18 protein-coding genes and 1 riboswitch are annotated in these 23,290 nt (G+C 61.1%); of the genes, 16 read left to right on the top strand and 2 right to left on the bottom strand.

Annotated elements, in window-relative coordinates; translation table 11 throughout:
* Positions 1-32 precede the first annotated feature (32 nt).
* Positions 33-1,190 carry a deoxyguanosinetriphosphate triphosphohydrolase gene (locus tag GSQ77_RS02850; RefSeq protein WP_158898830.1) on the top strand — a complete coding sequence of 386 codons (1,158 nt, stop codon included), beginning with the start codon at positions 33-35 and terminating at the stop codon, positions 1,188-1,190.
* Entirely contained in the window at positions 1,190-1,951 is a 762-nt protein-coding gene (gene ugpQ, locus GSQ77_RS02845; RefSeq protein WP_158898828.1) for a glycerophosphodiester phosphodiesterase, read from the top strand. Before GSQ77_RS02850 ends, ugpQ begins: the two co-directional genes overlap by 1 nt.
* Before the next feature lie 152 nt (positions 1,952-2,103).
* Here the strand turns inward: ugpQ and GSQ77_RS02840 are convergent, their stop codons facing one another.
* Entirely contained in the window at positions 2,104-2,826 is a 723-nt protein-coding gene (locus GSQ77_RS02840) for an OmpW family protein (protein ID WP_158898826.1), read from the bottom strand.
* A 188-nt stretch (positions 2,827-3,014) separates the two neighbouring features.
* On the opposite strand from GSQ77_RS02840, the gene GSQ77_RS02835 reads away from it, so the two are divergent.
* The 4 genes from GSQ77_RS02835 to GSQ77_RS02820 all read left to right on the top strand — a co-directional run bounded on the left by GSQ77_RS02835 (position 3,015) and on the right by GSQ77_RS02820 (position 12,627).
* Positions 3,015-3,710 carry a transposase gene (locus GSQ77_RS02835; RefSeq protein WP_158898824.1) on the top strand — a complete coding sequence of 232 codons (696 nt, stop codon included), beginning with the start codon at positions 3,015-3,017 and terminating at the stop codon, positions 3,708-3,710.
* A 383-nt stretch (positions 3,711-4,093) separates the two neighbouring features.
* The gene (locus GSQ77_RS02830; protein WP_158898822.1) at positions 4,094-8,821 is read left to right on the top strand and encodes a glutamate synthase-related protein; all 4,728 of its coding nucleotides are present in this window, start codon (positions 4,094-4,096) and stop codon (positions 8,819-8,821) included.
* Positions 8,822-8,954: 133 nt separating this feature from the next.
* Positions 8,955-10,421 (top strand): glutamate synthase subunit beta, encoded by a 1,467-nt coding sequence (locus tag GSQ77_RS02825; RefSeq protein ID WP_158898820.1) that lies wholly within the window; start codon positions 8,955-8,957, stop codon positions 10,419-10,421.
* 628 nt (positions 10,422-11,049) lie between these two features.
* Entirely contained in the window at positions 11,050-12,627 is a 1,578-nt protein-coding gene (locus GSQ77_RS02820; protein WP_158898818.1) for a multicopper oxidase family protein, read from the top strand.
* A gap of 157 nt (positions 12,628-12,784) precedes the next feature.
* Here the strand turns inward: GSQ77_RS02820 and GSQ77_RS02815 are convergent, their stop codons facing one another.
* Positions 12,785-14,500 carry an ABC transporter ATP-binding protein/permease gene (locus tag GSQ77_RS02815; RefSeq protein ID WP_158898816.1) on the bottom strand — a complete coding sequence of 572 codons (1,716 nt, stop codon included), beginning with the start codon at positions 14,498-14,500 and terminating at the stop codon, positions 12,785-12,787.
* A 452-nt stretch (positions 14,501-14,952) separates the two neighbouring features.
* Positions 14,953-15,080: riboswitch (TPP riboswitch) on the top strand.
* Between the two features lie 141 nt (positions 15,081-15,221).
* On the opposite strand from GSQ77_RS02815, the gene GSQ77_RS02810 reads away from it, so the two are divergent.
* The 10 genes from GSQ77_RS02810 to GSQ77_RS02765 all read left to right on the top strand — a co-directional run bounded on the left by GSQ77_RS02810 (position 15,222) and on the right by GSQ77_RS02765 (position 23,113).
* On the top strand, positions 15,222-16,337 hold the full coding sequence (locus tag GSQ77_RS02810; RefSeq protein ID WP_158898814.1) for an FAD-dependent oxidoreductase: 1,116 nt from the start codon (positions 15,222-15,224) through the stop codon (positions 16,335-16,337).
* A gap of 83 nt (positions 16,338-16,420) precedes the next feature.
* The gene (thiS, locus tag GSQ77_RS02805; RefSeq protein ID WP_158898902.1) at positions 16,421-16,618 is read left to right on the top strand and encodes a sulfur carrier protein ThiS; all 198 of its coding nucleotides are present in this window, start codon (positions 16,421-16,423) and stop codon (positions 16,616-16,618) included.
* Positions 16,619-16,802: 184 nt separating this feature from the next.
* Entirely contained in the window at positions 16,803-17,594 is a 792-nt protein-coding gene (locus GSQ77_RS02800) for a thiazole synthase (protein WP_158898900.1), read from the top strand.
* Positions 17,591-18,709 (top strand): thiamine phosphate synthase, encoded by a 1,119-nt coding sequence (gene thiE, locus GSQ77_RS02795; RefSeq protein WP_158898812.1) that lies wholly within the window; start codon positions 17,591-17,593, stop codon positions 18,707-18,709. The genes GSQ77_RS02800 and thiE overlap by 4 nt, the downstream gene beginning before the upstream one ends.
* Positions 18,710-18,793: 84 nt before the next feature.
* The gene (locus tag GSQ77_RS02790; protein WP_158898810.1) at positions 18,794-19,636 is read left to right on the top strand and encodes an ABC transporter ATP-binding protein; all 843 of its coding nucleotides are present in this window, start codon (positions 18,794-18,796) and stop codon (positions 19,634-19,636) included.
* A complete protein-coding gene (gene mlaE / locus GSQ77_RS02785) occupies positions 19,633-20,400 on the top strand; it encodes a lipid asymmetry maintenance ABC transporter permease subunit MlaE (RefSeq protein ID WP_158898808.1) in 768 nt (255 codons plus the stop codon). Before GSQ77_RS02790 ends, mlaE begins: the two co-directional genes overlap by 4 nt.
* Before the next feature lie 13 nt (positions 20,401-20,413).
* The gene (gene mlaD / locus GSQ77_RS02780) at positions 20,414-21,028 is read left to right on the top strand and encodes an outer membrane lipid asymmetry maintenance protein MlaD (RefSeq protein ID WP_158898806.1); all 615 of its coding nucleotides are present in this window, start codon (positions 20,414-20,416) and stop codon (positions 21,026-21,028) included.
* Positions 21,028-22,023, top strand: coding sequence for a VacJ family lipoprotein (locus GSQ77_RS02775; protein WP_158898804.1), 996 nt, complete (start codon positions 21,028-21,030; stop codon positions 22,021-22,023). Before mlaD ends, GSQ77_RS02775 begins: the two co-directional genes overlap by 1 nt.
* 70 nt (positions 22,024-22,093) lie before the next feature.
* Positions 22,094-22,723, top strand: a complete 630-nt coding sequence (locus GSQ77_RS02770; RefSeq protein ID WP_158898802.1) for a phospholipid-binding protein MlaC — start codon at positions 22,094-22,096, stop codon at positions 22,721-22,723.
* A gap of 99 nt (positions 22,724-22,822) precedes the next feature.
* Positions 22,823-23,113, top strand: a complete 291-nt coding sequence (locus tag GSQ77_RS02765; protein WP_174246383.1) for a lipid asymmetry maintenance protein MlaB — start codon at positions 22,823-22,825, stop codon at positions 23,111-23,113.
* Positions 23,114-23,290: the final 177 nt, after the last annotated feature.

Raw genomic sequence — 23,290 nt, 5'->3', positions numbered from 1 at the left:
ATAGCCGGGCTTGGCACCGGCAGGAGCATTATGTGAGTAGCGCGTTCGACAATAGCCCACTGGACTTGGAAGCGCATCTCGCGCCGTACGCCGCGCGTTCGGCGCTTTCCCGCGGACGGCGCTATAGCGAGCCCGGACCGAGCGCGCGCACTGAATTCCAGCGCGACCGCGACCGCATCGTGCACTCCACGGCATTTCGCCGGCTCGAATATAAAACTCAGGTTTTCGTGAACCACGAGGGTGATCTGTTTCGCACCCGGCTTACCCATACGCTCGAAGTGGCCCAGATCGCACGTTCGGTTGCGCGCAATCTGCGTGTCAACGAAGATCTGGTCGAAGCGATTTCACTGGCTCACGATCTCGGTCACACGCCGTTTGGTCACGCCGGGCAGGATGCATTGAACGCGTGCATGCGCGATCATGGTGGCTTTGAACACAATCTGCAAAGCCTCGCAGTCGTCGACGAACTCGAGGAGCATTACGGCGGGTTCAACGGACTGAACCTCTGTTTCGAAACCCGCGAAGGCATCCTCAAACATTGTTCACGGGAAAATGCCCGGCATCTCGGCACCTTGGGCGAGCGCTTTCTGAACGGACAGCAACCGACGATCGAAGCCCAGATTGCCAACCTTGCCGACGAAATTGCCTATAACAACCACGATATCGACGATGGGTTGCGCTCCGGTCTACTGCAACTCGATCAGCTTGCGCAGGTCGATCTTTGGCGCGTACATCACGCCAGTGCGCTGGCGGCGCATGGACCGCTCGAAGGGCGGCGCCTGGTACACGAAACGATACGCCGCATCATCAATGCGTTGATCGTGGACTTGATCGACACCACGCGCGCCGCACTGCGTGAGCACGTACCGGCCAGTGCCGACGAGGTGCGCGGCTGTGGTCCACTCGTCGGACACAGCCCGGAAGTTGCCGCGCAAGCGGTGCAGCTCAAACGTTTTCTGTTCCAGAATTTGTACCGTCACTACCGCGTCATGCGCATGGCGAACAAGGCCCGTCGCGTCATCACGGGTTTGTTTGACGCCTTTTCCGAAGACAGCCGTCTTTTGCCGCCCGCCTATCAGTCCGCCGAGTCCACCATGCAGGCGCGCCTGATTGCCCACTACATCGCTGGCATGACCGACCGGTACGCGCACAAGGAATACCGGCGCTTGTTCGTTATGGACGAAGATTGATGACATTGAATCGAAAATTGGCCGCATGGCCGTATCCTGCTGTGGTGGCGCATCGGGGCGGCGGTGCGTTGGCGCCCGAAAATACGCTGGCGGCGTTTCGTACCGGAGCCCGATTGGGACACCGTATGGTCGAGTTCGACGCCAAACTATCGCGCGACGACATCAGTTTTTTATTGCACGACGATAGTGTGGAGCGCACCAGTAACGGCCAGGGTGCCGCGGCAGCACTTTCGTACAATGAGCTGGCGCAACTGGATGCCGGCAGTTGGTTCGCCGCGGAATTTGCCGGCGAGCCGATGCCGACGTTGGAGGCCGTCGCGCACTCGTGCCACGATTTGGCGTTGGCGGTGAACGTCGAGATCAAACCCTGCCCGGGACGTGAGCGCGCAACCGGGCAGCGCGTGGCGCAGGACGTATTGCGCTACTGGCACGACGTCGAGCCTGCGCCGTTACTCTCGTCATTCTCTTACGTTGCTCTGGCGGCCGCCTGTGAGGCCGCGCCGGCTCTGCCGCGCGGTCTGCTGTTCAGTGTCTTGCCCACCGATTGGCAAGCGCAGGCCCAGGCGCTCGAATGTATTTCCATCCACGTCGCTCATCGTCAACTCACGGCCGTCCAGGTCGACGCAATCCGCAGCGCGGGGTTTCGCTTGATGGCGTACACGGTCAATGATCTGCAACGGGCGCAAGAGCTGCTCGACTGGGGTGTCGACGCGATCTGCACCGATCGGATCGATCTGATCGGACCGGATCTCAAGGCTTGATGAATATCAAGACTTAAGCGATCGGCGGAATCAGGACTCAAGCGATCGGATAGGATCGCAACGGATCGACTCAGACAAAAAAATGCCGTCGCATCTGGCTGGATGCGACGGCATTTTGTCGTGGCGCGCAGCGCCCGAATCGTTGCATGCTTTCAGAAACGGTAAGCGAGGCTCACGTAACTGACGATGGGATTGAGCTTGATGTTCGCCTTTTCCACCACATTGAGACCGGTCAAAGCGCTGGAATTGTTAATCGTCGCGGTCGTTTTCATTTTCAGATAAGACAACGAAACAATGCCGTACAGATGTTTGGTGAACTGATAGCTCAGGCCGGCATTGAAGACGGGGCTCCAGGCCGCGGTGGCGGTCACGTTCGAGGTGCTGCCGGGGCCGCCGATGGTTTGCTGGAATGCGCCGTTAGTGATTTGGCCACCGGTAAACCACGTGTAAGCGACACCTGCGCCAAGATACGGACGCAGTTTCGATTCTGCACCGGCGAAGTAGTATTTAAACAACAGCGTTGGCGTCCATTCTTTGACCGTACCGAGTTTTCCGAACGATTGCAGGCCGCCAGTTCCATCCAATTCGAACTTTGGCGGGATCCCGAAGACAAACTCAGTAGCGATGTGGTCCGTGATGAAGTAAGTGGCGTTCACGCCAAGTGTGTCCGACCCGGGCACCGTTGCTCCGGTTCCAGGGGAGGCTTGATTCACGACATTGCCGTTGACCGAGTAGGTCACCAGTGGATCGCTGCTCGATTGTGGAGCTTCATGGATCCACCCCGTGCCCAGCATGATGCTGCCGGCCGATTGGGCTTGGGCGGCAGATGTGAACGCGAGGGCGGCGACAGCCGCGGACAACATTTTTATATTCATAGGTCTCCTCCGGGAAAGTTTCGAAGCCATTATGACCAGAACACGATGGGCTCACTAGACACAAACTTAGAGCTGATCAACTAAAACCCCCGTCAATGCTGGCTTTGCGGCCAACCGTCTGGGGTTCGGGGACATCGGAACTTTGACGGCACGGGTATACTCCAAGTGCGATAAACGGAAATTCAAGCATGGCTCGCCTAGCACGACTATATGTTCCCGACCAGCCGCAGCACGTCATCTTGCGTGGCATCGGTCAACAATCTGCATTTCTGGATGATGCGGATTACGCGCTGTTTATCGACAGTTTGAAAACGGCTGCCCGCGACCATCACCTTTCGGTCCACGCGTACGTGCTGCTGCCGAATTGCGTACACCTGCTCGTCACCCCGCGCGATGAAACCAGTCTGCCCAAGACGATGCAGGCGGTCGGCCGCCGATATGTCGCGTATTTTAACCGGCGTCATGGGCGTCGCGGCACGTTGTGGGAAGGACGATACAGAGCTACCGTATTTGAGGGTGTGCAATACTTTTTGGCGTGCAGTCGTCTCATAGAATCGAGCCCGGTGCGTCAACAGTTGGTGGCGGCGCCCGAGCAATATCGCTGGTCCAGCTATGCGCACCACATCGGTCTCACGCTCGATCCGCTCGTAACCGACCATCCTCTATATTGGGCGCTGGCCAATACGCCGTTCGAACGTCAGCGTGCGTATAAGGAGTTATGCGAGCAGCCGCTCGATCAACGTACCGTCGATGCGCTGCAGCAAGCCACGCTCAAGGGATGGGTGTTAGGCAGCGAAACGTACCGCGCGTGGGCCGCGCGCGAAGCCAACCGCCGTATCTCTCCGTTACAGCGCGGCCGGCCGCGTAAAGTCCGATTGGCGTAAACCCCATCAGAAGCCCGGGTTCTCCGGGCTTTTTTTTACCTCGACACCGAACCCATCCGCACGCGCCTCGAATTACGCCCAACTATTTATTAGGCCCAATTGTTAGCTCCAATCGCTACGCCCAATTATGATGCGGCCCCAATTAACGTTTTCACCATAATGTTGCATTTGTAATTGGTGCCATATCATGCACGTTTTTTTGTATTTGCCTGATTCCTCAGGTATATTCCCAATTCGGCAGACTGCGCGGCGAGGGCCTTTGGGGCCTTGTGGACGTAATGCAGCGTCTGCCGCATTCAAGTTGCTCTCACGGCAAATTTCCCGGTTACCGGCGGTCGGCGTTCTGCGCCATGGCTGCTAATTAAGAATGGACGGTGCCTACCATGCACGACTCACAGCAGCCGCTCGTCGGCCACACGCAACCCGCGGCTCAAGGCATGTATGACCCGACCAATGAACACGACGCTTGCGGCGTCGGCTTTGTCGCTCATATCAAGGGCAGGAAGAGTCACGAGATCGTCCTGCAGGGCCTGAAGATCCTGGAAAATATCGATCACCGGGGCGCCGTTGGGGCCGACCCGCTGATGGGTGATGGCGCCGGCATCCTGATTCAAATCCCGGACGCGTTCTACCGCGAAGAGATGGCCAAGCAAGGCGTGACTTTACCGCCGGCCGGCGAATACGGGGTGGGGATGATCTTCCTGCCCAAGGAACATGCGTCGCGGCTTGCCTGCGAGCAGGAATTGGAACGCACGGTCAACGCCGAAGGGCAAGTGGTGCTGGGCTGGCGCGACGTGCCCGTCGATCCCACCATGCCGATCTCGCCGACGGTGAAAGCCAGCGAGCCGGTCATCCGCCAAATCTTCATCGGCCGGGGCAAGGACATCATTGTGACGGATGCGCTCGAGCGCAAACTGTACGTGATCCGCAAAACCGCGAGCCACCGGATTCAGGCGCTCAAGCTCAAGCACGGCAAGGAATACTTCGTGCCGTCGATGTCGGCGCGCACCGTCGTCTATAAAGGCTTGTTGCTGGCCGGTCAAGTCGGCGTCTATTACATCGACCTGCAGGACGAGCGCACGGTTTCGGCGTTGGCGCTGGTGCACCAGCGTTTCTCCACCAACACGTTCCCGGCCTGGGAACTGGCTCACCCCTATCGCATGATTGCCCACAACGGCGAAATCAATACCGTGAAGGGCAACGTCAACTGGCTGTCGGCGCGCACGGGTGCCATCTCGAGCGCGGTGCTCGGCACCGATCTCGAAAAACTGTGGCCGCTGATCTACCCCGGTCAGTCCGACACCGCTTCGTTCGACAACTGTCTCGAACTGCTGGTAATGGCGGGTTACCCGCTGGTTCACGCGATGATGATGATGATCCCGGAAGCCTGGGAACAGCACACGTTGATGGACGACAACCGCCGCGCCTTTTACGAATATCACGCAGCCATGATGGAGCCGTGGGACGGCCCTGCCGCGATCGCTTTCACCGATGGCCGCCAGATTGGCGCCACGCTCGATCGTAACGGCCTGCGCCCGGCGCGTTATTGCATTACCGACGACGACATCGTGATCCTGGCGTCGGAAGCGGGCGTGTTGCCGATTCCCGAATCGAAGATCGTCAAGAAATGGCGTCTGCAGCCGGGCAAGATGTTCCTGATCGACATGGAGCAAGGCCGCATCATCGACGACAAGGAACTCAAGGACAACCTCGCCAATGCCAAGCCCTACAAGAGCTGGATTGGAGCCGTGCGCGTCAAGCTGGACGAAATCGAAGCGCAAAACGCCCAGGCGCGCGATACCAGCGCGAGCTCGCTGCTCGATCGCCAGCAGGCGTTCGGCTATACCCAGGAAGATCTCAAGTTCCTGATGGCGCCGATGGCACTCAGCGGCGAGGAAGCGATCGGCTCGATGGGCAACGATTCGCCGCTCGCGGTCATGTCGTCGAAGAACAAGACGCTGTATCACTATTTCCGCCAGTTGTTCGCGCAGGTGACCAACCCGCCGATCGACTCGATCCGCGAAAACATGGTGATGTCGCTGGTGTCGTTTATCGGACCCAAGCCCAATCTGCTCGATACCAACAACATCAACCCACCGATGCGGCTCGAAGTGGCGCAGCCGGTGCTGGATTTCCAGGACATCGCCAAAATCCGCGCGATCGACCAATACACCGGCGGCAAATTCAGCGCCTACGAATTGAACATCTGCTATCCGGTCGCCTGGGGCAAGGAGGGCATCGAAGCCCGTCTCGCGTCGCTGTGCGCGGAAGCCGTCGACGCCGTCAAATCGGGCTACAACATCCTGATCGTTTCGGATCGTCGCACCGATCGCGATAATGTCGCCATTCCGGCCTTGTTGGCCACCTCGGCGGTCCATACGCATCTGGTTCGCCATGGTTTGCGCACCAGCACCGGGCTGGTGGTCGAAACCGGTTCGGCGCGCGAAGTGCATCATTTCGCGTTGTTGGCCGGTTACGGCGCGGAAGCGGTTCACCCGTACCTAGCCATGGAAACGCTGGCAAATCTCGCACAGGGGCTGTCGGGCGAGTTGTCGTCGGAGAAGGCGGTCAAGAACTTCGTGAAGGCGGTGGGCAAGGGCCTGCAGAAGGTCATGTCGAAGATGGGCATTTCAACCTACATGTCCTACACCGGCGCTCAGATTTTCGAGGCGATCGGGCTTTCCAAGGAACTGGTTGGCCAGTATTTCCACGGCACGGCCAGCAACGTGGGCGGCATCGGCATATTCGAAGTGGCCGAAGAAGCGGTCGCCCTGCATCGCGAAGCGTTCGGCGACAATCCGGTGCTGCGCAATATGTTGGATGCTGGCGGCGAATACGCTTATCGCGTGCGCGGCGAAGAACATATGTGGACCCCCGACGCGATTGCCAAGCTGCAACACTCGGCGCGCAGCAATTCGTATCAGACCTACAAGGAATATGCGCATCTGATCAACGATCAGAGCCGCCGCCACATGACGTTGCGCGGCCTGTTCGAGTTCAAGGTGGATCCGATGCGGGCCATTCCGCTGGAAGAGGTCGAGTCGGCCAAGGACATCGTCACGCGATTTGCGACGGGCGCCATGTCGCTGGGCTCCATCAGTACCGAAGCGCACGCGACGCTGGCGGTGGCGATGAACCGCATCGGCGGCAAGTCCAATACCGGTGAGGGCGGCGAGGATCCGCACCGCTATCGCAACGAATTGCGCGGGATTCCAATCAAGTCGGGCCAGACGATGGCCGACATCATGGGCACCGAGGCCGTGGTGCGCGATACGGTGCTCAAGGACGGCGATTCACTGCGCTCGAAGATCAAACAAGTGGCATCGGGCCGCTTTGGCGTAACGGCCGAATACCTGAGTTCGGCCGATCAGATCCAGATCAAGATGGCGCAAGGCGCCAAGCCTGGCGAAGGCGGTCAATTGCCGGGCCACAAGGTCAGCGACTACATCGGCAAGTTGCGCTTCTCGGTGCCGGGTGTAGGCCTGATTTCGCCGCCGCCGCACCACGATATTTACTCGATCGAAGATTTGGCTCAACTGATACACGACCTGAAGAGCGTGAATCCGAGCGCGAGCGTATCGGTCAAGCTGGTCGCCGAAGTGGGCGTGGGCACGGTCGCCGCGGGCGTGGCCAAAGCCAAGGCGGATCACGTGGTGATTGCCGGCCATGATGGCGGCACCGGCGCTTCGCCACTGTCTTCGATCAAATATGCGGGCACTCCGTGGGAGATGGGCCTGGCTGAAACGCAGCAAACGCTGGTGCTCAATCGTCTGCGCGGCCGTATCCGTGTGCAGGCCGATGGCCAGATGAAAACCGGGCGCGACGTGGCGATCGCGGCGCTGCTCGGCGCCGACGAGTTTGGCTTCGCTACCGCGCCGCTGGTTGCCCAAGGCTGCATCATGATGCGCAAATGCCATCTGAATACGTGTCCGGTGGGCGTCGCCACGCAGGATCCGGTGCTGCGCGCGAAATTCCAGGGCCAGCCGGAGCATGTCGTCAATTTCTTCTTCTTCATCGCCGAAGAAGTGCGGGAAATCATGGCGCAGTTGGGCATCGCCAAATTCGACGAACTGATCGGCCGCGCCGACCTGCTCGACACGAAGAAAGGCATCGACCATTGGAAAGCCCGCGGCCTGGACTTCAGCCGCATTTTCCACCTGCCCGACATGCCGGCGGAGGTGGCGCGCCTGCACGTCGAATCGCAAGACCATGGCCTGGACAAGGAACTCGACCATATCCTGATCGAGAAATCCAAAGCAGCGATTAACAAGGGCGAGCACGTCTCGTTCATCCAGCCGGTACGTAACGTCAATCGTACGGTCGGAGCGATGCTCTCGGGCGTGATTGCCAAGAAATACGGTCACGAGGGCCTGCCCGACGACGCGATTCATATCCAGCTCAAAGGGACGGCCGGCCAGAGTTTCGGCGCCTTCCTCGCACGCGGAGTGACGCTCGACCTGGTTGGCGACGGCAACGACTACGTGGGCAAGGGCTTGTCGGGCGGTCGCATCATCATTCGTCCGACCACTGATTTCCGCGGCAAGTCCGAAGAAAACATCATTTGCGGCAACACGGTGATGTACGGCGCGATCGAGGGCGAGGCCTTCTTCCGGGGCGTGGCGGGCGAGCGTTTTTGCGTACGCAATTCGGGGGCCTCGGCGGTCGTCGAAGGCACGGGCGACCACGGTTGCGAATACATGACGGGTGGCACGGTCGTGGTGCTGGGCGAAACCGGGCGCAACTTTGCGGCTGGCATGTCCGGCGGCGTGGCCTTCGTCTACGACCCGGATGGCACGTTCGGCGGCAAGTGCAACAAGTCCATGGTGACGCTGGACCCGGTGCTGCAGCAGGCTGAACAGGAGCGCACCGTAGAGCGCACTTTGTGGCATGCCGGCAGTACCGACGAGGCGATGCTGCGCGGCATGATAGAGCGCCATTTCCAGTTCACCGGTTCGATGCGCGCCAAGAGCTTGCTCGAAAATTGGGACGCCTCACGCCGGCAATTCGTCAAAGTGTTCCCGATCGACTACAAGCGCGCGCTCAGCGATCTCGGCGCCAAAGCCGAAGCGGACGCAGCGGGCAACGGCGTGAAAATCGTCGCTGCCGCTTGAGCTGCGCTGTTGCGTGATTGTCACTGGATTGCCACTTGATTCATTGAGATTTGACTGAAATTTGGGCGCCGGCCAGCGCGCATCACCGCCGCTGGCGCCCACCTACAACTGACATTGGGAAGAAGAGAAAAGCATGGGCAAAGCAACCGGTTTTCTCGAGTTCGAGCGTCTCTCAGAGACCTACGAGCCGCCGCAGGCGCGCGTAAAGCATTACAAGGAATTCGTTTTTGCACTGTCCGACGCCGACGCCAAAAAGCAGGGCGCACGATGCATGGATTGCGGCATTCCGTTTTGCAACAACGGCTGCCCGGTCAACAACATCATTCCGGACTTCAACGATCTGGTCTACAGCCAGGACTGGCGCGGCGCGATCGAGGTACTGCACTCGACCAATAATTTCCCGGAATTCACCGGGCGCATCTGTCCGGCTCCGTGCGAATCGGCATGCACGCTGGGCATCAACGATGACGCGGTCGGCATCAAGTCGATCGAGCACGCCATCATCGACAAGGCCTGGGGCGAAGGTTGGGTCGAGCCGCAATTGCCCACGCATAAAACCGGCAAGAAAATTGCGGTGGTGGGTTCAGGCCCCGCCGGCCTCGCCGCCGCTCAGCAGCTCGCGCGTGCGGGCCACGATGTCACCGTGTTCGAGAAAAACGATCGGATCGGCGGCCTGTTGCGCTATGGCATTCCCGATTTCAAGCTGGAAAAATGGCTGATCGATCGCCGCATGCGCCAGATGGAAGCCGAAGGCGTGGTGTTTCGCACCAGCGTGTTTATCGGCGCCGAAGCGCCTGCGGCGCACATCGCCAACGACGCGAAAGAAACGATTTCGCCGCAGCAACTGCGCGAAGACTTCGACGCGGTAATCATTGCCGGCGGCGCGGAAGCACCGCGCGATCTACCCGTGCCGGGCCGCGATCTGCAAGGCGTCCATTACGCCATGGAATTCCTGCCGCTGCAAAACAGGGTGAACGCGGGCGACAAGCTCGACGCGCAGATCAAGGCGAGCAGCAAGCATGTGGTCGTCATCGGTGGCGGCGATACCGGTTCGGATTGCGTGGGCACGTCCAACCGCCACGGCGCCGCGAGCGTGCAGCAGTTCGAATTGATGCCGCAGCCGCCCGAAGAGGAAAACAAGCCTATGGTCTGGCCGTACTGGCCGATCAAGTTGCGCACCTCGTCTTCGCACGAAGAGGGTTGCGAGCGCGATTGGGCGGTTGCCACCAAGCGCTTCGAAGGCAGCAACGGCAAAGTCGAAAAGCTGATCGCGGCTCGGGTCGAATGGAAGGACGGCAAGATGCAGGAAGTGCCGGACTCCGAATTCGAGTTGAAGGCCGATCTGGTCTTGTTGGCAATGGGCTTCGTGGCGCCGGTGGCGGGCGTGCTGGACGCCTTTCAGGTCGAAAAGGATCTGCGCGGCAATGCGCGTGCGAGCACCGAGGGTGAACGCGCGTATTACACCAATGTCGAGAAGGTCTTCGCGGCGGGCGACATGCGCCGTGGGCAGTCGTTGGTGGTGTGGGCGATCCGTGAAGGCCGTCAGTGCGCGCGAGCAGTCGATGCGTATTTGATGGGTGCTTCCGAATTGCCGCGGTAAAATGTTGTCGCGGGGTGCCGTTCTGGTGCCCCGTTGGCCCATTGCGGTGCGGCCAAGTCTATTTCCAGCGGCAGTAATAGGACCAGCACGGAGCCAACTGCGGGTCCAGGTGCGAGTCCAAAAAGCGGCTCTATTCTCGTGTCTAATCGATTCATCCGGGCGATCGTCTGTTTGTGCATGGCCGTACTATCCCTTCAGGGATGGGGTGCCGTGTCGTCGCCATGTCATGAAGCGATGGCCGGGATGACGGTTCATATGGCGCCGAACCACGCTCGCGACGCCGTATCCTCCGCTAGTTCTGCTACCTCAGATCATCTGCTAGCGACCTCGCATCCTCGCCCGATGCCGGCGTCGGGCTGTATCGAATGTGCGCTCTGCGCGACATGTGGCGCGTGCACACCGTTGATGACCTTGGCTCCCACGCAGCCGGCTCAGATGGTACTTTTCTACCGTGTCGGATCAGCGGTGCAAGCGACCTATACATCGGCACAGACTGACGTGCCGCATCCACCTCCTCGACAGTACGCTTGATGCCAGCCAAGCCCGGTGGCCGCGCGCCATCGGTTCGCGCCGTCCGCCATGTCTTGTCAGGGCTGGACGGCAGCTTAGTACGATAGAGAGATAACGAATGGAACGTAGACATTTTCTGCTGGGTGCACTCGGCTTGACCGGACTCGCCGGCTCGGGAGCGGTATCCGCCCAAACGATGCACCACGAAGCCACGGGCGCTATGGGCGCAATGCCTGGCATGCCAGGGATGGCCGGCATGACCTCGGCTTCGCAAGCGACGGCGACACCGCCCACAAAAATGACGATGCGAGGACCTAGCCCCGAGCTGGCCGCGGCGAACGCGATCCCGGCTGGAGCGCCGCTCAATGAATTGCCGCGCTTGCAAAACGAGAGCCGCGAACCGGGCGTGTTTCGTGCAAGCCTCACGGCGGCTCCCACGCGAGTCGAGCTAATCCCCGGCCAGCTCACCGAGGTATGGGCGTACAACGGCATGATGCCGGGGCCGCTGATCGATCTCAACGCGGGCGACCGTGTCGAGATCACGCTGCACAATCACTTGAGCCAGCCGACGACGCTGCATTGGCACGGGCTGCCGGTGCCGGCCGAGCAGGACGGCAATCCGGCGCAGATGGTCGCGCCGGGTGCGAGCCGAGTCTACCGCTTCACCATTCCAGCCGATACGGAAGGCTTGTATTGGTACCATCCGCATCCGCATCAACTGAGCTCCGAGCAAGTCTTTCGCGGGCTGGCCGGTGCAATCCGCGTGACGTCCGCACACGATCCGCTTGCGGCTGTGCCGCAGCGCGTGCTGATGGTGACCGACCTCAAGCTTAATCGAGATGCCACGATCTCCGAAAACGATGCCGGCGACTGGATGAACGGCCGTGAAGGCCAATTCGTGCTGGTCAATGGGCAGCGGCAGCCACACTTGGCTTTTAGCGCAATTGGCCGCGAACGTTGGCGCATCCTCAACGCCAGCAACGCGCGCTATCTGCGCCTGCAACTGCCGGGCCACGGCTACACGCTGGTGGGCACCGACGGCGGTTTGTTGGGTGCGCCGCAAAAAGGGCTGCGGGAATATCTGCTCGCTCCCGCGCAGCGCATCGATGTGGTGGTGGACGCCGGAGGCTCCCGCACGGCGTTCTTGATCGCCGGCGCCTACGATCGCGGCAAGATGGGCGCGGTGGCCACGCCGACCGCCGTCCCATTACTGGACGTCGGGTTCGACGCGAAGCACCCGCCCTTGGCCGCGCTTCCTGACACGCTGCGCCAACTGCCCGATCTGGGAAAGATCACCGCGCACAAGCAAGTGGTGATGTCCGAAGCGATGGCGATGGGGATGGCGACAGGTGGCGCCCGCCCCATGGCGTTTTTGCTCAATGGGCGCAGCTTCGATATGCAGCGCGTGGATCTGACCAGCCGTGTCGGTGCGGTCGAGCAATGGGAGATCGTCAACCGCTCGGATATGGATCATCCGTTTCATATCCACGGTACGCAGTTCACGGTGTTAGAGCGTGAGCTGCAAGGACGCGTCGAGCGCCCGGCATACGTGGCGCTACACGATACGGTCAACCTGAAATCGGGAGAAACGGTGCGCATCAAGCTGATGCAGGCGCAGCCGGGCAGACGGATGTTTCACTGCCATGTACTGGAGCATGAGGACCAGGGGATGATGGGGCAGGTCGAGGTGAGCTGAGCGGGCCGTGCCGAAGCGCGGCTCAGGTCACGGGTCAGTTCGCGGACTAATTCCCGCGGGCTAGTCCGCGGCCCAATCTGCGGTTTGGCCCGATGTCGCGCCAAGCTCATCAGCGCGACGCAATGCTCGCGCCTGCTCCCGCGACGCACCCGCTCGATCAGGCGGCGCGTTGCATTTCCAGCGTGTGCTGATGAAACGCCGCAAGCGATTCGCGATGCGCGACGCTGACAATGGCGGCCTTCGGCAAGCGCGTGATCACGGCGTTGTAAAGGCTGCGTTCGGTCTCGCTATCCAATGCGCTGGTCGCCTCGTCGAGGAACAGATAGTCGGGCTGCTGCAGCAGCACTCGCGCAAACGCGAGTCGTTGCTGCTCACCCATCGACAGCCGACGCCCCCAGTGCTCGCTGACGTCGAGCTGATCGATGTAGTCGGGGAGGCTGGCTGCCTTGAGGGCGTCGCGGCAGGCTTCGTCGCTGAAGGCGTCGGCGGCCGAAGGATAGGTCAGCGCCGCCTTGAACGTGCCGATGGGCACGTAGCTTTGCTGCGGCAAGAACATCATCTGGGCGCCGACCGGTGCGTCGATCGCGCCGTCGCCGAACGGCCAGAGGCCCGCCAAGGCGCGCATCAGCGTGCTCTTGCCGGTGCCCGACGGTCCGCGCACCAACCAGCGCGAACCGGGCTCGATGTTGATCGAACCGACCGTCGACAGCGCATGGCCGTTAGGCAGCGCCAGTTGCAAGTCACGCGTGGCAAGATTGGGCATATCGTTCATATGCCGGTTGATCCCGCCGTGCAGCGTGGCCGGCGACTCCGATTCGGCCCAGTGTTGAGTACGCATGACCCGCTGGAATTCGCGCAAACGATTGACGGTGGCGCGCCATCCGGCCAGTGTCGGATAACTGCTGATGAACCACGACAGCGAGTCGCTCACGTTGCCGAACGCGCTGGAAATCTGGAACAGCACGCCGATCGAGAACGCGCCGGCGAAGTAGCGGGGCGACGCGACGATCAGCGGGAAGATGGTCGCCAACTGGCCGTAGAGCGTGGTGACCAGCGTGAGGCGCCGCGTGAATTTCATCACCAGTTTCCAGTTGCTGCGGATCCGGGAAAACGTGGTTTTCAGGTGCGCGTCTTCCGTTTCCGCGCCGTTATAAAGGGCAACCTGCTCGGCGTTTTCACGCAGACGTATCAGCGAAAAGCGGAAATCGGCTTCGACCCGCTGCTTTTGATATTCGATCGACACCAGCGGATGGTTGATCTTGTGCATGATCCACGAGCCGGCTATCGCGTAAATTGCCGCGACCCAGAGCATATAACCCGGAATCGTAATCGGATGTCCGACCAGCATGAACGAGAGCGCCCCGGACAGCCCCCACAAGATGGTGACGAACGATAACAGCGAGACGACGGTCGAGAGCAAATCGAGCGACAGGGCGAGGGTCGTAGTGGCCAGCGACTGGAGGTCGTCGGAGATACGCTGGTCGGGGTTGTCCGCGAGTTTGTCGCGCTCGATGCGGTAAAACGCGTTGTCGCCCAGCCAGCGCTGCAAATAGCGATCGGTGAGCCACTGGCGCCAGCGGAACTCGAGCATCTGCCTGAAGTACGTGCGATACGAGTAAATGATGATGTACATGAACGCGAGAACCGAGAACTCGATCAGCGATGAGCGAAAACCACTGACGTCTTTCTTGGTGAGCGTGTCGTAGAAGCTGACCTGCCAGGAATTCAGACGCACGTTGATATACACGAGCGCCATATTCATGGCGATCACGAAGACCAACAGTCCGCGCGCGGGCCAGCGATCTTCCGAGAACCAGTAGGGGCGGATGAGACTCCACGCGGAGATCTTGTCTTGAGTCGAATCAGGTGTCATGCAGGGTTCCGAAAAGCAAAATGACCACCGTCCCGTGAGCGCGCAGCGCCGCATCGGGAGGAACGCAAAACAGGAAGGCGCGCGCCATGGTCGCGTGCCCATCTTAAATTAAGCTTAAATAGGGCTTTCTAAACCGGCTTCCTAAACCGGCTTCCTGAGTGGGTTTCCTAAATGGGCTTCCTAAGCGGACCTCCTGCGCGGACCTCCTGCGCGGACTTCCGACGCGGGTTTCGTCAGCCGGCTTCCGGAGCACGCTCCCGGAGCGGGGCATCCCGAGCAGGCTTCTGGCGCGAACTTCCCCCGGCGCCCGATTGTCGCCCATTTTGCCAGACCGGGGGCGTCGCGGGGTTGCGATTGCCGGTCTCGACACGGCCGCATCGATGACAATGTATGTCTAAGGCCGGTCGCGACAATTTGCGGATGCCGAGGAATCTATGATTTAATGGGAAACATATAAGGAACAGGGGTGCTCGGTTCGGATTGCAGCCATAGGCTGCGCAGTTTGCCCGGACCAGGCTGAGAAAAACCCTTAAGACCCGATCCAGATAATACTGGCGCGGGGAGTTTCCGGGCTTGCGCCATGTGCCCCCGTCATGAAACCTGGGATCGGGGTCGCTCATGCACAGCGCAGGTTATCTTCCCGGACCTCTCCCCGCCATCGATCGGTACGTCTACACTCCACCACCGGATATCGGTGATGTACCTATGGCTCATGATTTGAATGACCGCAGTCACCATTCCTGATTTTGCCATCCTCGGCGGCGGGCTGAGCGGGCGCCTGCTTGCCTGGATGCTAGCCGGGGAAGGCCATCGCGTCGCGTTGTACGAGCGCGGCGACGCGAGCGGCACGGGCGCGGCAGCCTGGGTCGCGGCGGCCATGCTGGCGCCGCTGGCGGAAGCGGCGTCGGCCGAAACGCTCATTACCGAGCTCGGCGCGGCTTCGCTCGAAGTCTGGCCCACGCTACTGGCCGCGCTACCCGAACCGGTATTTTTTCAGCGTGCCGGCACGCTGGTGGTCTGGCATACGGCTGATCGCGCCGAGGCGGGCTTGTTCGACAGCCGGATGCGCGCCAATGCCAGCGCCGCATTGCTCGATGGCGGCGTGCAAGTGCTGCGCGGGCCTCAACTGAATGCGGTCGAACCGGCACTGGCGGGGCGCTTCGAGCGCGGCTTGCTACTGCCGCGCGAAGGCCAGATGGACAATCGGCAATTACTGAACGCCTTGCGCGCAGGGCTGACCGCGCGTGGCGTCGAGCAGCATTGGAACGTCACGATCGAAGCCGGCCAGGAGCCACGCGCGCGCATCGTCGTCGATTGCCGCGGCCTGGGCAGCAAACCGGCGTGGCCGGCGCTGCGCGGCATTCGAGGTGAGGTGGCGCGAGTCCATGCCCCCGGCATCAATCTGGCGCGCCCGATACGTCTGCTGCATCCACGCTACCCGCTCTATATCGCGCCCAAGCAGGACGATCTGTATGTGATCGGCGCAACCGAGGTCGAAGGCGAGGATGCTTCGCCCGTTAGCGTGCGTTCGGCGCTCGAGCTGCTCAGTGCTGCGTATTCGATCCATCCGGGTTTTGGCGAGGCGCGCATTCTCGAACTCAATTCGCAAAACCGGCCGACGCTGCCCGATCACCGTCCGGCGATCGCATGGAACGGCACGCATACGGTGCGGGTCAACGGTCTATACCGGCATGGCTACATGATTTCGCCCGAAGTGGTTGGGCAAGCTGCGCGCTTTTGCGGCGATTTGCTCGCGGGCAAGCTGCAAGGCGAGGGGCAATTTGAACACTGGCGCGCCGCGGCGCGTTGGCCCGAGCTGATGCAGCGTCAGCCGTGAGGAGCGTCTGAATCGGCATAAGTAAGAAGAACAGCGAGCAAGAAGAACGGCAAGCAGGAAGAACAGAGAAATCAGTGATGGAAATTGAAATTGTGATTAACCAGCAGCCGCTTAGCGTGCCGATGCACGCGACGGTGGCCGACGCGCTTGCCGCATACGGCGCCAAGCCGCCCTACGCGGTAGCGGTCAACGGCGATTTTGTCGCGCGTGGCCTGCATGGGCAGCACAACTTGCAGGCGGGCGACCGGCTCGATGTCGTGCAGCCGGTTGCGGGCGGCTGAGCGCTTGCACCGAATCGACACGCACTAACAGAAGGATCTGGCTTTGAACAATCCAACCGAAAGACTTGAGCCTCATTTGGCCAACGCGCTGAGCAACACGTCGACCAACACGTCGACCACAGCGGCGACCGCAACGACGCACACAGGCGCCAGCGCAGCGACGAACACAGCACCCCTCGACGCGCTGACGCTCTACGGCGTAACCTTCGCGAGCCGAGTTTTGCTTGGCACGGCGCGCTATCCGTCGTTGCAGGCGCTGACCGATTCCGTCGCGGCGGCACAGCCTGGCATGTTGACCGTCGCACTGCGTCGGCAGATCAGCGGTACCGGCGACGTCAATGCCGGGTTTTTCGACGTGCTCAAGCAAGGTACGGTGCCCTTGCTCCCCAATACCGCCGGTTGCCACTCCGTGCGCGAGGCGGTGAATACCGCGCTGATGGCTCGCGAGGTTTTCGCCACTGACTGGATCAAGCTCGAACTGATCGGCGACGACTACACCTTGCAGCCCGATCCGCTGGGTTTGGTCGAAGCGGCCACCCAACTGATCCGTGAAGGCTTCAAGGTGCTGCCGTATTGCACCGAAGACCTGGTGGTCGGCCGCAAACTGCTCGATGTCGGATGCCAGGCCCTGATGCCGTGGGGCGCACCGATCGGCACGGGAAAAGGCATCGTCAACCCGTACGGCCTGCGCATGCTGCGCGAGCGGTTGCCTGACGTGCCGCTGATCGTCGATGCTGGCTTGGGCCTGCCTTCGCACGCGTGCCAGGTCATGGAATGGGGCTTTGACGGCGTGCTGCTCAATACCGCGGTGTCGCAAGCCACTTTCCCGGCACGCATGGCGGGTGCCTTTGCCGCAGCCACTCAAGCCGGTCGTACGGCTTGGTTGGCCGGCCCGATGCCCGAGCGCGACACGGCCCATCCCAGCACTGCGGTCGTCGGGACGCCGTTTTGGCATCATGCAGGCGCGCAACCATGAGCGACACGCTCGCACAGGTGTCGTTCGCCGACGCGCAACCCCAATTACAGGCGCGCGCCGCGCGAATCCGGGCGCGCCTGGGCGAGTGGCGGCCACCGGTTCAACAGTGGCGCATCTGGACGCAAGCGGTGAGCAATACCGCCCTCGAGTTGGGTCCCGGCGACCTGGTGGTCGATCAGGGACATGCGCTGAACACGACGCAACAAGCAGATCTAGTGGAACAGGGCGTGGCCCTGATCGTCGTGGCGGACGAAATCGTCAGCTTGGCGTGGGGCCAAAACGTCTATCGTCTTCACGGTGCGCCGGCCACGCAATGGATTGCGGCCCTCGCGGCGTTTCTGGACTGCGGCTTTGAGCCGCAGGACGCGCTGTGCCTCTCTTGGGGTTGGCGCGACGACGCGGCCCGCGCCGACGACTGGCCGAGCGACCTGGATGCGCTACCCCGGGTCGCGGGATTGCCGCCGCCCGGCACGCCCTTTGCGGCCTGTCCGAGCCGCCTCGGTTTGTATCCGGTGGTGCCCGATGCGCAATGGATCGAGCGTTTGCTCGATCTTGGCGTCAAGACCCTACAGTTACGCTGCAAATCGACCGATCGCGCCGTACTCGAGCGCGAGATCCAGCGGGCCGTGGCGGCGGGAAACGCGTACGACGCGCGGGTATTTATCAACGATCATAGTGCGCTCGCGCTGCAAGCGGGCGCCTACGGTGTGCATCTTGGCCAGGAAGATTGGCCGAATGCGGACATGGAAGCACTGGCGCGATCCGGCATGCGACTCGGGCTGTCGACACATGGAATTTACGAAATGCTGGTAGCGTGGCACTTTCGCCCCAGTTACATCGCGACCGGCGCTGTATTTGCCACCGCGACCAAACACGTCGCCACCGCGCCGCAAGGGCTTGCGCGGCTGCGTTGCTATATTGACCTGTTGGCCGAAAAAGTACCCAGTGTGGCAATCGGCGGCATTGGTCTGGCGGAATTGCCGAGCGTGCTGGCAACGTCGGTGGGTAGCGCTGCGGTGGTGAGCGCCATTACCGCCGCGGCCGATGTGCCCGCCGCCGTGGCTGCATTGCAACATGTTTTTGAGCTTGACTATCGGGCGAGTGAAGCGCTGTAAGGTAGCGAAAAATCCGATAATGCGGCTAGTGCAACGCCTTGTGGCATAAGCCCCTATAATCAGCAGCTCTGAATTTCACTCTCCATGTCGCCGACCGTGACTAACGTCCCAGACGAAACCTTATTGGAACTCCGCGATGTCGATTTCGGCTATGGCGATCGCCTGATCCTTTCCAAGCTGAGCATGCGTATCCCGCGCGGCCAGGTGGTCGCCGTGATGGGCGGCTCCGGCTGCGGCAAGACGACGATTTTGCGACTGCTGGGCGGCCTTGTGCATGCAAACCGCGGTCAAGTGCTGTTCCAGGGGCAGGATATCGGGCAGCTCGACCACGACGGGCTTTATGCCGCGCGCCGCAAAATGGGCATGCTATTCCAGTTCGGCGCGCTCTTTACCGATATGTCGGTGTTCGACAACGTCGCCTTCCCATTGCGCGAGCACACCGATTTGCCGGAGCCATTGCTGCGCGACCTGGTGCTGATGAAGCTCAACGCGGTCGGCCTGCGCGGTGCGCGCGACCTGTTCCCGGCGGAGATTTCCGGTGGCATGGCGCGGCGCGTGGCATTGGCGCGCGCGATTGCGCTCGACCCCGAGCTGATGATGTATGACGAGCCGTTTGCCGGGCTCGATCCAGTGTCGCTGGGCATTACCGCAACCCTGATCCGCACCCTCAACAGCGCCTTGGGCGCCACGACCATTCTGGTTTCGCATGATGTGACCGAATCGTTCGCGATTGCCGATTACGTTTATTTCATCGCGGGCGGCGGCATCCTCGCCGAAGGCACGCCGCAAACGCTGCGGGCGTCACAGGATCCCAGCGTGCGCCAGTTTATCGATGCCGCGCCCGATGGACCTTTCAAGTTTCACTACCCGGCGACACCGCTGGACACGGATTTCGGTGCCGCGTCCACGCACGGAGGACGCTCATGATTTCAGCGATTGGACGCAGCGTGATCGGTGGCGTCATGCGCGCCGGTTACGCGACGCGCATGTTCGTGCAACTCGTGTCGATGTTTTTTGCTATGCTGCGGCGCCCGCGTCTTGTCATTAAACAGATCCATTTCCTGGGTAATTATTCGCTGGTGATCATCGCCGTATCGGGCTTGTTTGTCGGTTTCGTGCTCGGTTTGCAGGGGTATTACACGCTCAATCGATACGGTTCGGAGCAGGCGCTGGGTCTGTTGGTGGCCTTGAGCCTGGTGCGTGAATTGGGTCCGGTGGTGGCGGCGCTGTTGTTTGCGGGCCGTGCGGGCACGTCGCTGACCGCTGAAATCGGCTTGATGAAAGCCGGCGAGCAGCTTACGGCGATGGAAATGATGGCGATCGATCCGCTGCGCTATGTGGTCGCGCCGCGTTTCTGGGCGGGCATCATCTCGATGCCGATTCTGGCCGCGATTTTCAGCGCGGTGGGGATCATGGGCGGTTATATCGTCGGCGTGCTGCTGATCGGCGTCGACGCGGGCGCGTTCTGGTCGCAAATGCAAGGTGGCGTCGATGTGTGGAAAGACGTCGGCAACGGTGTGGTGAAAAGTATCGTGTTTGGTTTTGCCGTGACCTTCATTGCCCTGTACCAGGGTTACGAAGCTCAGGCCACGCCCGAAGGGGTGTCGCGTGCAACTACGCGAACGGTGGTGTTCGGCTCGCTGGCGGTGCTCGGGCTGGATTTCCTGCTTACGGCGCTGATGTTCAATTAGACAGAGAAACACGATGAAAAAGACTGCTCTCGATTTTTGGGTTGGCCTGTTCGTGGTGCTGGGTTTTGCCGCGTTGCTGTTTCTCGCGCTCAAAGCCGGCAACATGAGCTCGCTGTCGTTCCAGTCCACTTATGCGGTCAAACTCAATTTCGACAATGTCGGTAGCCTCAAAGCCCGCGCGCCGGTGAAAAGCGCGGGTGTCACGGTGGGCAGAGTGGCCAGCATCAGTTTCAGCGCGCAGAGCTACCAGGCGGTGGTGACGATCGATATCGACAGCCAATACCCCTTCCCGAAAGACAGTTCGGCGCAGATCCTCACGGCCGGCCTGCTTGGCGAGCAGTACATCGGCTTGCTGCCGGGCGCCGACACCGAGATGCTGAAGGCAGGCGATACGATCACCATGACGCAGTCGGCCGTGGTTCTGGAGAACCTGATCGGCCAATTTTTATATAACAAGGCGGCAGACTCCGGAGCCTCTAAAACAGGCGCCGCTGCGACCGCCACACCGGCGCCTGCAGCGACGCCCGCCGTGTCGACCGCATTGGCACCTGCGGTGACGCCTGCAGCGACGTCGTTGCCGAACGCTTCCGGCGCAGTTGCTGCGTCGGCTTCCAAAGGGGATAAGTAATGCGTGTATGTGGTATTCGATTCCCCGCGCTTGTCGCGGCGGTTTCGGCTGGAGTTTCCCTGCTTGCATTGGCGGGCTGCGCGACGGTCACCAACCCGACGCCGGGCGACCCGTTCGAAAGCGCCAATCGCACCGTTTTCAAATTCAATGATGCAGTCGATCATGCGGTTCTGAAGCCGGTTGCGCAGGGATATAACTGGCTGCTTCCCCAGTTTGCGCGCACTGTGGTGACGAATTTCTTCGGCAATTTCGGCGACGCCTACACGATGGTGAACGATTACCTGCAGGGCAAAGGCACCGAGGGTACCGAAGACTTGATGCGGGTAGCGATGAATACGGTATTCGGCGTGGGCGGTTTATTCGATTTCGCCTCGCAAGCGGGGCTGCCCAAGCATAACCAGGATTTCGGCCTGACGTTGGGCCACTACGGCGTGCAGCAAGGCCCTTATCTCGTGATCCCATTGCTTGGACCGAGCACGGTACGCGACGGCGCTGGCCTGGTGGTCGATTATTTCGCCGATCCGATCGGCTATATCGATCCGACCTGGGTTGCGACCACGCTGTATGGTGTGCGACTGATCAATACCCGGGCATCGTTGATCGGCGCATCGGACTTGCTCAGCGACGCCGCATTGGACAAATATTCGTTCGTGCGCGGCGGCTACCTGCAGCGACGCCAATACGAGATCGACGGGGCTAGTGCTGCCGCCCCGGTTTATCAGGATGTGGGTGAGCCGACGGGCTCCGCGCTCGCGCCAGCGAGTGGGGCAGCGGCCGTCGCCCCTGCAGCCAGCGCTGCCGCGGCAACCGCTCCTGCACCAAGCACCGCTGCCGCGACGGCTCCTGCTAACACTTCGGGTGCCTCCGCTGCCGTAGCGCCGTCTGGCGCAAGCGCGGCGATTGGGGGCGGCAACGTCAACAGTGGTGTGCCGGGCTCGCAGTACACACCGCCCAGCCGCTTCCTACCGTCATTCCCGTCGTTCCACTTTAGATAAATATGACTGCGCCGAACTTTTCGAAGTGGCGCGGTCTCTAAACTGCCAACTCGATAACAGGATCTTGAGCATGAAAAAGCTGTTTCTAATCCCCGTTTTTGTTGCGCTGACGGCGTTCAGCGGCTTTGCAGCTGCCCAAAACGTCGACACCTCGACGCCCGATGGACTGATGAAATCGGTCACGACCGATGTGTTGAATACCCTCAAGGCCGATCCGGCTGTCAAGAAAGGCGATATCACCGAAATTACCCGGCTCGTCAACGAAAAGATCCTGCCCTATACCGATTTCGAGCACACCACACGCCTCGTGATGGGCCGCAACTGGCTCAACGCTACGCCGCAGCAGCGCACGCAAGTCATCGAGCAATTCAAGTTGCTGCTGATTCGTACTTACTCGGGGGCGCTCGCGCAGGTGAATAACCAAGAGATCGTGTACAAGCCGCTGCGCGCCGCCAGCGATGCGACCGATGTTGTGGTGGCTTCGCAGGTGCTGGGCCAGGGCCAGCCGATCGAACTCGACTACCGCTTGTCGAAGACGCCCAACGGCTGGCGCGTATATGACATCAACGTGTTGGGTGCGTGGTTGGTGCCGGCCTATCAGCAGCAGTTTTCGGAACAGATCTCGCAGCACGGCATCGATGGCTTGATTCAGTTTTTGACGCAGCGTAATCAACAATTGGCCAACGGCAAAGCGTCCTGATTTCGAACGAATGCGTTGACGGGATCGGCAAACAATCGGTGCGGAAATGGGTGAAAGAATGGGTGCAGGAATGCGCGTGAAGGAAAGCAGATGCTAGCCATCAACCAATTCGAGTGTGGGCCGACGCTGACTCATGCGGCGGCCACGGCCGCTTATCGGGCCGGAGTAGCGCGCATCGAGGCGGGCGCTACCCAGGTCGATTGCGCACCGCTGCGCCAGTTCGACTCGTCGGCGTTGGCGGTGCTGCTTGGCTGGCGCCGGGTGGCCCAGGGCCGCGGCGCCACGCTGCAATTTCTGAATCTTCCTGCGCAACTGGCCAGCCTGGCAGGGGCGTACGGCATCGAATCGCTGCTGGTGGACTCGCGACATCCGATCGTGATGCCGGCCTGAGGCCTGCGCCTTAGGCGTTTTTCAGGGCCTTTTCCGTTGCCCTTTTCGTCTCCCTTTCAGCCTCGTCTTGCACTTTTTTCGCCGGTTTACCTGCGCCGACCCCCGGCCTAGCGGGCTCGCAGCGCTTTCCTCTGTTGGCCAAGTCAGTTCGCCTATAATTGCAGGTTTCCCGGTCTG

It is taken from the genome of Burkholderia sp. L27(2015), from assembly GCF_009765705.1.
Taxonomy (GTDB): domain Bacteria; phylum Pseudomonadota; class Gammaproteobacteria; order Burkholderiales; family Burkholderiaceae; genus LMUX01.
Note: the sequence above shows the minus strand (reverse complement) of the source record. Positions and strands in the feature narration are given on the sequence as shown.